This is a genomic window from Enterobacter sp. SGAir0187, from assembly GCF_002952735.2.
GTDB classification, from domain to species: Bacteria; Pseudomonadota; Gammaproteobacteria; order Enterobacterales; family Enterobacteriaceae; genus Enterobacter; species Enterobacter quasiroggenkampii.
In genome coordinates, this window is record NZ_CP025034.2 from 4,113,868 (window position 1) to 4,126,282 (window position 12,415).

The window sequence follows — 12,415 nt, forward strand, 5'->3', positions numbered from 1 at the left end:
GGTGCTAATGCAACCCGGCTTTTTTTATGCCGCCTGTTCAGCGGTTTGTTGAGCCTTCAGCCAGGCAATCTCTTCTGCCCAGATATCTGGATTAATGGTTTCCAGCACCATCGGAATACCGTCGAAGCGAGCGTCCTGCATGATAAAGCGAAACGCATCGTGGCCAATGTTGCCTTCGCCCAGGCTGTGGTGGCGGTCAACGCGGCTGCCAAAGGCGCTTTTCGCATCGTTTAAGTGCATTCCGCGCAGGTACTTAAAGCCCACAATGCGCTCGAACTCATCAAACGTGTTTTTCGTTGCCTCGGTGGTGCGCAGGTCATAACCGGCGGCAAACGCGTGGCAGGTATCAATGCACACGCCGACGCGGGATTTGTCCTCCACGCCGTCGATAATCGCTGCCAGATGTTCGAACTTAAAGCCGAGGTTGCTGCCCTGACCGGCGGTATTCTCAATCACCGCGGTGACGCCTTTGGTCTTGTCCAGCGTGATGTTGATGGACTCGGCAATACGCGCCAGGCAGGCATCTTCGTCGATCTGCATCAGATGGCTGCCCGGATGGAAGTTCAGCAGCGTCAGCCCCAGCTGTTCGCAGCGCTGTACTTCATCAAGAAACGCCTCGCGGGATTTTTCCAGCGCCTCTTCAACCGGGTGACCGAGGTTGATCAGGTAGCTGTCGTGGGGGAGGATCTGGCCGGGCCCGTAGTGGTATTTCTCACAGGCGGCTTTGAAATCATCAATCACCTCAGCGGTGAGCGGTGCGGCACGCCACTGGCGCTGATTTTTGGTGAACAGGGCGAAAGCGGTCGCCTCAATTTCGGCGGCACGAATGGCGGCATTCGCAAGGCCACCTGCAGCGCTGACATGCGCTCCAACGTATTTCATAAAAAAACTCCTGTTAACCCGAAACGCTTATGATAGCGGGTTAACAGGAGAAGGACGTAGTGGTTTATGCCATCAGGCTGTGCACGGCGAGGTTAATCGCACCGCCGCCGACAATCAGCCAGATGAAGAGCACCAGCGCCATCAGCAGCGGCTTCGCACCGGCTTTTTTCAGCGCGCTGACGTGCGTGGTCACCCCCAGCGCCGCCATCGCCATCGCCAGCAGCACCGTATCCAGCGTCACCAGCATCTCCACCACCGCTTTCGGCAGCAGGTGGAAGGAGTTAAAGATAGCGACCACGATGAACAGGATCGCAAACCACGGAATGGTGATTTTACTTTTCTCGCTGCCGCCCGCCGGAGCCAGTTGTTTAACCCGTGCGGCCAGGAAAATCAGGAACGGCGCCAGCATCATCACGCGCAGCATTTTGGCAATCACCGCTGCGTTTTCAGCGTCAGGGTTAATGGCGTGTCCTGCTGCGACCACCTGGGCCACTTCGTGCATGGTCGAGCCGATATAGATGCCGTAGGTTTCCGGGCTAAACCAGTGGGCAACCAGCGGATACATGGCCGGGTAGAGGAAAATCGCCAGCGTACCGAAGATCACCACCGTCGCTACCGCCACCGTTACCTTGTTGGCTTCGGCCTTCACGACGGGTTCTGAGGCCAGCACCGCCGCTGCGCCACAGATACTGCTCCCGGCACCGATCAGCCAGCTGGTTTGCCTGTCCAGGCCAAACACTTTCTGGCCGATAAAGCAGGCCAGCAAAAAGGTGCTGGTCAGGGTCAGAACGTCGATGGCGATCCCGCTCACGCCCACATCCGCAATCTGCGAAAAGGTGAGACGGAATCCGTAAAGAATGATCCCAAGACGCAGCAGATGCTGCTTGGCGAAGATCACGCCGCCGTCGCAGGATTTCCAGATATGCGGGTAAACGGTGTTACCCACGACCATGCCGAGCAAAATGGCGAGCGTCAGCGCGCTGAAACCTGCGCCTGCGATGGCCGGGATGCTGCCGCCCCATAGTGCTACGGCGGTGACTGCAGCGCTGAGCGCAAGACCCGGCACGAAGTGCCACACTGTACGATGATGTTGTAAGGTGATTTCTGACATAACCTTCTCCTTTGTCTGGCTAAAGGTTACGGCGCTCTGGCTTAAAAATAAAATTGATTATATACTTATAATCAATCTATATAAGTGGTAAGCAACCATGCACATTACTCTGCGTCAGCTGGAAGTGTTTGCCGAGGTGCTGAAAAGCGGCTCGACGACCCAGGCGTCACAAATGCTGGCGCTCTCACAGTCTGCGGTCAGCGCGGCGTTAACCGATCTTGAAGGACAGCTGGGCGTTCAGCTTTTTGACAGGGTAGGGAAGCGTCTGGTGGTCAACGAGCACGGTCGTCTTCTTTATCCGCGCGCGCTGGCGCTGCTCGAGCAGGCAATCGAAATCGAGCAGCTGTTCCGCGAAGACAACGGTGCGATCCGCGTTTACGCCAGCAGCACCATTGGGAACTACATTCTGCCGGAAGTGATTGCCCGCTACCGCCGGGATTTCCCGAGCCTGCCGCTGGAGATGAGCGTGGGCAATAGCCAGGACGTCATCAACGCAGTGATCGACTTCCGCGTGGATATCGGCCTCATCGAAGGTCCCTGCCATAACGTCGATATCATTGCCGAGCCCTGGCTGGAAGACGAGCTGGTGGTGTTTGCGTCCCCGGCCTCGTCGTTATTGCAGGGAGAGGTGACGCTGGAACGGCTGGCGCAGGCGCAGTGGATCCTGCGCGAGCAGGGCTCCGGCACGCGTGAAATTGTCGATTATCTGCTGCTTTCCCATCTGCCGCATTTCCAGCTGGGGATGGAATTGGGGAACTCAGAGGCGATTAAGCACGCGGTGCGCCACGGGCTGGGTATCAGCTGTCTTTCCCGGCGCGTTATTGCCGAACAGCTGGAAACCGGATCGCTGGTGGAAATCCCCATCCCGCTGCCGAAGCTGGTGCGCACGCTGTGGTGCATTCATCATCGTCAGAAACACCTTTCCAGCTCGCTGCAGCGTTTTCTGCGCTATTGCGAAATCTGACAGCGTCCCTCACCCCAAAGGGGAGAGGGAAAAATTATGCTTTACTTATAATCCTGGCCGCGTCATGAAGCTCTCTTATAACTGAGTATTTCTGCCGGAAGGAACGCGGATCGTCTGCTACAATCGCGCCTCATTTATTAAATGGACAGCATTTTCATATGGTTTCAGAAATTAAAACCACAGAAGCGCCCACGCTACGTCGTGAACTCAAGGCGCGTCACCTGACGATGATCGCCATTGGCGGCTCAATCGGTACAGGTCTTTTCGTTGCCTCTGGCGCAACGATTTCGGCAGCCGGCCCGGGTGGGGCACTTTTCTCTTATATCCTGATTGGCCTGATGGTGTACTTCCTGATGACCAGTCTCGGCGAACTGGCCGCGTACATGCCGGTATCCGGTTCGTTCTCGACCTACGGTCAAAAATACGTTGAAGAAGGCTTCGGCTTCGCGCTGGGCTGGAACTACTGGTACAACTGGGCGGTCACTATCGCCGTTGACCTTGTCGCCGCGCAGCTGGTGATGAACTGGTGGTTCCCGGATACGCCGGGCTGGATCTGGAGCGCCCTGTTCCTGGCCGTCATCTTCCTGCTGAACTACATCTCCGTGCGCGGTTTCGGCGAAGCGGAATACTGGTTCTCTTTGATCAAAGTGGCAACCGTCATCATCTTTATCGTCGTCGGTGTGGCGATGATCGTTGGTATTTTCAAAGGCGCAGAACCTGCGGGCTGGAGTAACTGGACAACAGGCGATGCGCCGTTTGCCGGTGGACTGTCGGCAATGATTGGCGTGGCAATGATTGTCGGCTTCTCCTTCCAGGGAACCGAGCTGATTGGCATTGCTGCCGGTGAGTCAGAGAACCCGGAGAAGAATATTCCGCGCGCGGTTCGTCAGGTCTTCTGGCGTATCCTGCTGTTCTATGTGTTCGCGATCCTGATTATCAGCCTGATCATTCCGTACACCGATCCAAGCCTGCTGCGTAATGACGTGAAAGACATTAGCGTTAGCCCGTTCACGCTGGTCTTCCAGCACGCCGGTCTGCTTTCTGCCGCAGCAGTGATGAACGCCGTTATACTGACCGCCGTGCTGTCAGCCGGGAACTCCGGGATGTACGCGTCCACCCGTATGCTCTACACGCTGGCATGCGACGGTAAAGCACCGCGTATTTTCGCGAAGCTGTCCCGTGGTGGCGTACCGCGTAACGCGCTGTACGCCACTACGGTGATCGCCGGTCTGTGCTTCCTGACTTCTATGTTTGGCAACCAGACGGTGTACCTGTGGCTGCTTAACACCTCCGGGATGACGGGCTTTATTGCCTGGCTGGGGATTGCCATTAGCCACTATCGTTTCCGCCGTGGCTACGTCAAACAGGGTTATGACGTTAACCAACTGCCGTATCGCTCCGGCTTCTTCCCGCTGGGGCCCATTTTCGCCTTTATTCTGTGCCTGATCATTACGCTGGGACAGAACTATGAAGCGTTCCTGGCGGACACCATTGACTGGGGCGCCGTCACGGCAACCTACATTGGCATTCCGCTGTTCCTCGTCATCTGGTTTGGTTACAAGTTGACGAAAGGAACACACTTCGTTCGCTACAGTGAAATGGAATTCCCGGAACGATTTAAACAATAACCGCACTTCCTCTCTTTTAACCCGCTCATTCGAGCGGGTTTTTTTATGCCCGCATCCTGAAACAAAGATATATTTCTTAACAATTTAATTGATAATAATTATCGTTTGCTTTATCGTTATCAAAAAACAAGCGTGTCACCGACCCACCGGAGATGTGGGCGGCCAGGAAGACGCTGTGAGCAATGATGATTTGATTGAGTTGTATTTACCTCATGGAGATATGGAATGTTTAGGTTGAATCCCTTCGTCAGGGGAGGACTTTGCGCGTCCGCAATGTCCCTGGCCCTGCCTGTTATCGCAGCGGAATCCGGCGACACAATGGTTGTCACGGCTTCCGCGACCGAGCAAAACCTGAAAGACGCACCGGCAAGCATCAGCGTCATCACCCAGGAAGATTTGCAGCGCAAACCCGTTCAGAACCTGAAAGATGTGTTACGGGATGTGCCGGGCGTGCAGCTCACGAGCGAAGGGGACAACCGTAAAGGGGTAAGTATTCGCGGACTGGACAGCAGCTACACGCTGATCCTGATCGACGGCAAGCGCGTCAATTCCCGTAACGCGGTGTTCCGCCATAATGATTTCGACCTCAACTGGGTGCCGGTTGACGCCATCGAACGAATTGAAGTGGTGCGTGGGCCGATGTCTTCTCTTTACGGCTCCGATGCGCTGGGCGGCGTGGTAAACATTATCACCAAAAAAATCGGCCAGAAATGGACGGGTACCCTGAGCGCCGATTCCACAATTCAGGAACATCGCGACCGTGGAGACACCTACAACGGTCAATTCTATACCAGTGGTCCGCTGGTGGACGGTCTGCTGGGGCTGAAAGCCTACGGTAGCCTCGCTAAGCGTGAGAAAGACGGTCAGCAGAAGTCCTCTACCACGACGAGCGGTGAAACGCCGCGTATTGAAGGCTTCACCAGCCGCGATGCGAATGTGGAGTTCGCCTGGACGCCGTCTGAAAATCATGACTTTACGGCGGGCTACGGTTTCGACCGTCAGGATCGTGACTCGGATTCCCTCGACAAAAACCGCCTTGAGCGTCAGAACTACTCTCTCAGCCACAACGGCCGCTGGGGCGTCGGCAACAGCGAGCTGAAGGTGTACGGCGAGAAGGTGGATAACAAAAACCCGGGCAACAGCAATACGATCACCTCCGAGAGCAACGCGGTGGACGGAAAATACGTGCTGCCGCTGGGCGACATCAACCAGCTGATGACCTTCGGCGGCGAATGGCGTCACGATAAGCTGAAGGATCCGGTCAACCTGACGGGCGGTTCAAGCAGCAGTACGTCGACAAGCCAGTATGCCCTGTTCCTGGAGGACGAGTGGCGTATTGTTGAACCTCTGGCGCTGACCACCGGCATCCGTATGGACGACCATGATACCTACGGCGACCACTGGAGCCCGCGCGCCTATCTGGTCTACAACGCGACCGATACCGTCACGGTGAAAGGGGGCTGGGCGACCGCGTTTAAAGCGCCGTCACTGCTGCAGCTGAGCCCGGACTGGGTCACCGGCTCGTGCCGCGGTGCCTGTGAGATTGTCGGTAACCCGGATCTGAAACCGGAGACCAGCGAGAGCTTCGAGTTCGGTCTGTACTACAGCGGGGAAGAGGGCTGGTTAGAGGGCGTGCAGGCCAGCGTCACCACCTTCCAGAATAACGTCGATGACCGCATCAGCATCAGCCGTACGGCCAATGCGAAGCAGGCGCAGAGCTACCCTAACTACGTTGGCCTGAATGCGGACGGTGAACCGATATTCCGCTACTACAACGTCAACAAGGCGCGCATCCGCGGGGTGGAGACCGAGCTGAAATTCCCGCTGGCGGACGACTGGAAAGTGACGCTGAACTACACCTACAACGACGGTCGTGATATCAGCAACGGCGGCAACAAGCCGCTGTCCGATCTGCCGTTCCACACCGCCAACGGGACCGTTGACTGGAAGGCAACGCAGGACTGGTCGTTCTATGTTCAGGGCAACTACACCGGTGAGAAACGCGCGCTGACCAGCAGCGACCCAACGCCGGGGGGCTATGTCATCTGGAATACCGGGGCCGCGTGGCAGGCGACGAAAAGCGTGAAGCTGCGTGCGGGCGTGCAGAACCTGCTGGACAAAGATCTGAGCCGCGACGATTACAGCTACACGGAAGATGGCCGTCGCTACTTTGTCGGTGTGGATTATAAGTTCTGATGTAACCTTTATGCCCGGTGGCGCTTCGCTTACCGGGCCTACAAAATCCGCGAATGTAGGCCGGGTAAGGCGAAGCCGCCACCCGGCAATCGGCCGCACTTATCCGAACAAATGCTCCGCATGGAAGCGGAGATGATCCTCAATAAAGGACGCAATGAAGTAATAGCTGTGATCGTATCCCGGCTGAATGCGCAGCGTCAGCGGCCAGTCCTTCTGGCGTGCCGCTTCTGCCAGCACCGCAGGCTGCAGCTGTCCGGCGAGGAACTGGTCCGCATCACCCTGATCGATAAGGGTGGGAATGGCCTCTTCAGCTTTGCTGGCCAGCATCAGCGCGCAGCTGTCCCATGCCTGCCATTTTTCCGCATCCTCACCCAGATAGTGTGTGAAGGCTTTCTGCCCCCACGGCACCTGTGTTGGGTTCACAATCGGTGCAAATGCCGACACGCTGACGTATTTCTCCGGATTTTTCAGCGCCATGATGAGCGCCCCGTGTCCGCCCATTGAGTGGCCGCTGATTGCGCAGCGCTCGCCGACCACAAACTGCGACTGCACCAGCGCAGGAAGTTCATCGCGAAGGTAATCATACATGCGGTAGTGGCGCGCCCAGGGCTGCTCGGTCGCATTGAGATAAAACCCGGCGCCTTTGCCCAGGTCGTATCCGGCATCGTCGGCCACATCGTCGCCACGCGGGCTGGTGTCTGGCATCACCAGCGCAATGCCCAGCTCGGCGGCAATACGCTGCGCGCCCGCTTTGGTGGTGAAGTTTTCGTCGTTGCAGGTCAGGCCGGAAAGCCAGAACAGAACCGGTGGATTTTCCGTCGGCGGCAGGAAAATGCTGAACGTCATTGCACAGTTCAGGGTGGTGGAGTCGTGCCGCCAGCGCTGCTGTCGACCTTCAAAACAACGGTGCTCTTCGAGCAGTTCCATGCAGGGCTCCTTAATGAGAATGCGTATTCATAACGACCATAATACAGCCTTTTCATTGACCTGTGAGTAACTTTCACTTTCGCCAGACGTCGAGATGCTGCATCATAAATTTACTTTTCTTTAACAATTGGAGCGGTCATGGCGCTGCGTATTGCGCTCAGTGGGTTTGTCGTGCTGGTGGTGGCGATGGGGATAGGGCGCTTTGCCTTTACGCCCCAGGTGCCGCTGATGATTGCTGCCGGACAGCTTACGCTGACCAGCGCGGGTCTGGTGGCGGCGATGAACTATCTGGGCTATCTGGTGGGCGCGTGGGATGCGATGCGTGCGCACCGCTTCGTTGAAACGCGCCTCTGGCTTGGCATTACCGGCGCGGTGGCGCTGACGCTGCTCTCCGCGGCGGCGGAGAACGCCGTCGTGCACGGCCTGCTGCGTTTTGTCATCGGCTGCATGAGCGGCTGGTCGATGGTACTCATTGCCGCCTGGACTAACGAACGGCTGGGACAGCTGGGTAAACCGGGCCTGAGCGCTGCGGTGTTTGCCGGACCGGGGGCGGGTATTGCCCTGAGCGGGCTGCTCGCCGTCTATATTCAGGCGAAGTCCCTGTCGGCCGGGGCGGCATGGCAAATCTACGGCGTGCTGGCGCTGGTGTTGATTGCCCTGGTGGCGCGCTACCTGCCGCGATCCGGGCAGCTCCATCGACCCGGCACCGCGCCGGAGCCGCTGGTGCTGACGGCGGATTTAACGCGTCTGGTCTGGAGCTACAGCCTGGCCGGGTTTGGCTATATCCTCCCGGCGACCTTCCTGTCGCAAATTGCGGCCGTGCGTTTTCCCGGCAGCCTGTTTGCCCAGTTTGTCTGGCCGATTTTTGGTCTCTCCGCGGTGGTGGGGATTGCGCTCAGTATTCTGTTACGCCATACCTCAACGGCTAATCGCAGGCTGGCTATCGTACTGTGGTTACAGGGGGCGGGCGTGCTGGCGGCCTGGCTGCTGCCGGGGATTGGCGGGTTGCTGACGGGCGGGCTGCTGGTGGGCGGTGGCTTTTTGTGTGCCGTGCAGCTCTCTCTTTTATACGGTCGCGAGCTGGCGCCAAACCACACGCGCTATATGGCGGGCCTGCTCACCACCGGGTATGCGATTGGGCAGTTGATTGGCCCCGTCACCTCGGCGTTATCAACCTGGCTTACCCACCGGCTGGAGCCGGCGCTGGGGCTGGCGGGCGTGGCGCTGTTCGTTGGAGGAGCCCTGGTCTGGAATCGTCACGCTGAAAGGCAACAGCAATTGCAATAATTATCGTCGTGAATACTGGATTATGTGCGCCGCCTCACGCACAATGAACGCATACTTTTGCCACAACGAGGGCAAAAGACGCCACACCTGCAGGAGAACAAAATGTCATCACTCAGTAAAGAAGCTGCCCTGGTCCACGAAGCCCTGGTTGCGCGCGGTCTTGAAACGCCACTGCGTCCGCCCGTACAGGACTTGGACAATGAAACCCGCAAGCGTCTGATTGCCGGTCATATGACCGACATCATGGAGCTGCTGAATCTCGATCTGAGTGACGACAGTCTGATGGAGACGCCGCACCGCATCGCGAAAATGTACGTCGACGAAATTTTCTCGGGTCTGGATTACGCCAACTTCCCGAAAATCACCGTCATTGAAAACAAGATGAAAGTGGATGAGATGGTGACGGTTCGCGATATCACGCTGACCAGCACCTGCGAACACCATTTCGTGACCATCGACGGTAAAGCGACCGTGGCGTATATCCCTAAAGACACGGTGATTGGCCTGTCGAAGATCAACCGCATCGTGCAGTTCTTCGCTCAGCGTCCGCAGGTGCAGGAGCGCCTGACCCAGCAGATCCTGACCGCGCTGCAAACGCTGCTGGGCACCAATAACGTGGCCGTCTCTATCGACGCGGTTCACTACTGCGTGAAAGCGCGCGGCGTGCGCGATGCCACCAGTGCGACCACCACAACCTCGCTGGGCGGTCTGTTTAAATCGAGCCAGAATACCCGCCAGGAGTTCCTGCGCGCCGTACGTCACCACAACTAAGTCTTACAGGGCAGGGACCATGGAGCGAAACGTCACGCTCGATTTTGTTCGCGGCGTCGCCATTCTCGGTATCCTGCTGCTTAATATCGCCGCCTTCGGTTTGCCGAAGGCGGCGTATCTCAATCCCGCGTGGTATGGCGACATCACCCGCAGTGATGCCTGGACCTGGGCAATCCTCGATCTCTTTGCGCAGGTCAAATTCCTCACGCTCTTTGCCCTGCTGTTTGGCGCAGGCCTGCAGCTTCTCCTCAAACGCGGCACGCGCTGGATCCAGTCGCGCCTGACGCTGCTGGTTATCCTCGGCTTTATCCATGGCCTGTTCTTCTGGGACGGCGATATTCTTCTTGCCTATGGGTTAGTCGGGCTCATCTGCTGGCGCCTCATTCGCGATGCGCACAGCGTTAAAAGCCTGTTCAACACCGGGGTGATGCTCTATGTCATGGGGCTTGTAGTGCTGTTGCTGCTGGGGATGATCTCCGGCGAGACGACAAACCGTGCCTGGATCCCGGATGCTGCTAACCTGCAGTACGAGCAGTTCTGGAAGCTAAAAGGCGGTACGGAAGCGATAAGCAACCGCGCGGATATGCTGGGGGACAACCTCCTTGCGCTGGGCGCGCAATACGGCTGGCAGCTGGCGGGTATGATGCTGATGGGCGCGTCACTGATGCGCACCGGCTGGCTGAAAGGGGAGTTCAGCCTGCGTCACTATCGGCGAACGGGTGTGGGGCTGGTGCTGCTCGGCGTGTTGATTAACCTCCCGGCGGTCATTACGCAGTGGCACATCCACTGGGATTACCGCTGGTGCGCGTTCCTGCTCCAGGTGCCGCGCGAACTGAGCGCACCGTTCCAGACCATCGGCTACGCGGCGCTGATCTATGGCTTCTGGCCAACGCTTTCCCGCCTGTGGATCGTCAGCGCTATCGCCTGCGTGGGCCGCATGGCGTTAAGCAATTACCTCCTGCAAACGCTTCTCTGCACCACGCTTTTCTATCGCTTTGGCCTGTTTATGAAATTCGACCGCCTTACGCTGCTGGCGTTTGTTATTCCGGTCTGGGCAGTAAACCTGGCGTTTTCTGTGCTCTGGCTACGCTATTTCCGCCAGGGACCACTGGAGTGGGTATGGCGTCAGTTAACTGCACGTGCTTCAGGGATATCATTGAAAAATACATCCAGATAACGATCTGGATCACAATCATTAACAAAACGGATGTAAGCGTTTTCATGACTGTGAGCTTCTTCACGTAGTCCCCTTTCTCTCGCTGCCAAAATAGCCACCTTGCTAAACACAGGGGGTGTCTGTGAGTTGCTGCAATCCTTTGAAGGATGGTGAATATGATCACCATTCGTGACGTCGCCCGTCAGGCGGGCGTTTCTGTGGCTACCGTCTCACGCGTGCTCAACAATAGCGCGCTGGTCAGCCCTGAAACCCGTGAAACCGTAATGAAGGCCGTGACCCAACTCGGTTACCGGCCAAATGCCAATGCCCAGGCGCTTGCGACGCAGGTCAGCGACACCATCGGCGTGGTGGTGATGGATGTCTCAGATGCCTTTTTTGGCGCACTGGTGAAAGCGGTCGATATGGTCGCCCAGCAGCATCAGAAATATGTCCTGATCGGCAATAGCTATCATGAGGCGGAAAAAGAACGTCATGCCATTGAAGTGCTGATCCGCCAGCGCTGTAACGCCTTGATTGTCCATTCAAAAGCCTTAAGCGATGAAGAGCTAACCGGATTGATGGAGCAGATCCCGGGCATGGTGCTGATCAACCGCATCGTCCCCGGCTATGCCCACCGCTGCGTCGGGCTGGATAACGTTAGCGGCGCCATGATGGCCACGAAAATGCTCATCAACAACGGGCATCAGCGGATCGGTTATCTGGCCTCCAGCCATCAGATTGAAGATGACGAACTGCGGCGCGAGGGGTGGCAAAATGCCCTGAAAGAGCACGGCATTACGCCATCCGAAAGCTGGGTGGGCACCGGCACGCCGGACATGCAGGGCGGTGAAGCGGCGATGGTGGAGCTGCTGGGCCGCAATCTGCAGCTGTCTGCGGTGTTTGCCTATAACGACAGCATGGCGGCAGGCGCCCTGACGGCGCTGAAGGATAACGGCATTGCGGTGCCACAGCATTTATCACTCATTGGTTTTGATGATATCCCGATTGCCCGTTACACCGACCCGCAGCTGACAACCGTGCGTTACCCCATTGCCTCTATGGCGAAACTGGCGACTGAGCTGGCGTTACAGGGGGCTGCTGGCATGCTGGATCCGGGGGCAACACACTGTTTCATGCCGACTTTAGTGCGTCGCCACTCCGTCGCGGCACGGCAAACTGTGGTTCCGATCACTAACTGATTACATGTGGTGATGTAACCGTTTTCAATCTGTGAGTAAATTCACAGTATCTTAACAAGGCGCTGACTATGATGTCAGCGTTTTAGGGGCTGAAACGCTATGTAACAGTGATTATTCACTTTCACTATAGCCAATGTGCCGCAAACAACGAATAAAACGCATTTCTGGAGCGTTACCGAACACGGAAGAGAGAAATTTTATAAGTGAACCTCGGCTGTCAGTAACGTTTTATTAACATCTGCCCGCCGCTCGTTATTCACAAGAACTACCCTGCATAAAAAAAACCGGAGATAC

Annotated in this window: 10 protein-coding genes; 7 read left to right on the forward strand and 3 right to left on the reverse strand. The window is 57.0% G+C overall.

Going from position 1 to position 12,415, the window contains the following annotated elements; all coding sequences use genetic code 11:
* Positions 1-24: 24 nt before the first annotated feature.
* Both nfo and CWR52_RS19785 read right to left on the reverse strand, forming a co-directional pair.
* Positions 25-882: a deoxyribonuclease IV gene (gene nfo / locus CWR52_RS19780; protein WP_104950504.1), complete on the reverse strand. Its 858-nt coding sequence runs from the start codon at positions 880-882 to the stop codon at positions 25-27.
* Between the two features lie 64 nt (positions 883-946).
* Positions 947-1,993 carry a YeiH family protein gene (locus CWR52_RS19785; RefSeq protein ID WP_104950505.1) on the reverse strand — a complete coding sequence of 349 codons (1,047 nt, stop codon included), beginning with the start codon at positions 1,991-1,993 and terminating at the stop codon, positions 947-949.
* Positions 1,994-2,090: 97 nt separating this feature from the next.
* Between CWR52_RS19785 and yieE the strand changes: the two genes are divergently transcribed.
* From yieE to cirA, 3 genes are all read left to right on the forward strand, one after another.
* A complete protein-coding gene (gene yieE / locus CWR52_RS19790; RefSeq protein WP_045908684.1) occupies positions 2,091-2,957 on the forward strand; it encodes a DNA-binding transcriptional regulator YeiE in 867 nt (288 codons plus the stop codon).
* Positions 2,958-3,115: 158 nt separating this feature from the next.
* Complete coding sequence (locus tag CWR52_RS19795; RefSeq protein ID WP_104950506.1) at positions 3,116-4,585, forward strand: amino acid permease; 1,470 nt, start codon at positions 3,116-3,118, stop codon at positions 4,583-4,585.
* A gap of 225 nt (positions 4,586-4,810) precedes the next feature.
* Entirely contained in the window at positions 4,811-6,781 is a 1,971-nt protein-coding gene (cirA, locus tag CWR52_RS19800; protein WP_104950507.1) for a catecholate siderophore receptor CirA, read from the forward strand.
* A 99-nt stretch (positions 6,782-6,880) separates the two neighbouring features.
* Here the strand turns inward: cirA and fghA are convergent, their stop codons facing one another.
* A complete protein-coding gene (gene fghA / locus CWR52_RS19805) occupies positions 6,881-7,708 on the reverse strand; it encodes an S-formylglutathione hydrolase (RefSeq protein ID WP_104950508.1) in 828 nt (275 codons plus the stop codon).
* A 138-nt stretch (positions 7,709-7,846) separates the two neighbouring features.
* Here fghA and CWR52_RS19810 point away from each other — a divergent pair, with 138 nt between their 5' ends.
* The 4 genes from CWR52_RS19810 (at position 7,847) to galS (ending at position 12,121) form a co-directional block, all read left to right on the forward strand.
* Complete coding sequence (locus CWR52_RS19810) at positions 7,847-8,995, forward strand: YbfB/YjiJ family MFS transporter (RefSeq protein WP_104950509.1); 1,149 nt, start codon at positions 7,847-7,849, stop codon at positions 8,993-8,995.
* A 102-nt stretch (positions 8,996-9,097) separates the two neighbouring features.
* On the forward strand, positions 9,098-9,766 hold the full coding sequence (folE, locus tag CWR52_RS19815; RefSeq protein ID WP_008500927.1) for a GTP cyclohydrolase I FolE: 669 nt from the start codon (positions 9,098-9,100) through the stop codon (positions 9,764-9,766).
* A gap of 19 nt (positions 9,767-9,785) precedes the next feature.
* Positions 9,786-10,943 (forward strand): DUF418 domain-containing protein YeiB, encoded by a 1,158-nt coding sequence (yeiB, locus tag CWR52_RS19820; protein WP_104950510.1) that lies wholly within the window; start codon positions 9,786-9,788, stop codon positions 10,941-10,943.
* A 155-nt stretch (positions 10,944-11,098) separates the two neighbouring features.
* On the forward strand, positions 11,099-12,121 hold the full coding sequence (gene galS, locus CWR52_RS19825; RefSeq protein ID WP_032675202.1) for an HTH-type transcriptional regulator GalS: 1,023 nt from the start codon (positions 11,099-11,101) through the stop codon (positions 12,119-12,121).
* Positions 12,122-12,415 lie beyond the last annotated feature (294 nt).

What these genes read in the sequence shown, in the direction of transcription:
- CWR52_RS19810 (WP_104950509.1), top strand. Translation starts at nt 7,847, where the DNA reads ATGGCGCTGCGTATTGCGCTCAGTGGGTTTGTCGTGCTGGTGGTGGCG.
- yeiB (WP_104950510.1), top strand. Translation starts at nt 9,786, where the DNA reads ATGGAGCGAAACGTCACGCTCGATTTTGTTCGCGGCGTCGCCATTCTC.
- nfo (WP_104950504.1), bottom strand. Translation starts at nt 882, where the DNA reads ATGAAATACGTTGGAGCGCATGTCAGCGCTGCAGGTGGCCTTGCGAAT.
- CWR52_RS19795 (WP_104950506.1), top strand. Translation starts at nt 3,116, where the DNA reads ATGGTTTCAGAAATTAAAACCACAGAAGCGCCCACGCTACGTCGTGAA.
- fghA (WP_104950508.1), bottom strand. Translation starts at nt 7,708, where the DNA reads ATGGAACTGCTCGAAGAGCACCGTTGTTTTGAAGGTCGACAGCAGCGC.
- cirA (WP_104950507.1), top strand. Translation starts at nt 4,811, where the DNA reads ATGTTTAGGTTGAATCCCTTCGTCAGGGGAGGACTTTGCGCGTCCGCA.
- folE (WP_008500927.1), top strand. Translation starts at nt 9,098, where the DNA reads ATGTCATCACTCAGTAAAGAAGCTGCCCTGGTCCACGAAGCCCTGGTT.
- CWR52_RS19785 (WP_104950505.1), bottom strand. Translation starts at nt 1,993, where the DNA reads ATGTCAGAAATCACCTTACAACATCATCGTACAGTGTGGCACTTCGTG.
- yieE (WP_045908684.1), top strand. Translation starts at nt 2,091, where the DNA reads ATGCACATTACTCTGCGTCAGCTGGAAGTGTTTGCCGAGGTGCTGAAA.
- galS (WP_032675202.1), top strand. Translation starts at nt 11,099, where the DNA reads ATGATCACCATTCGTGACGTCGCCCGTCAGGCGGGCGTTTCTGTGGCT.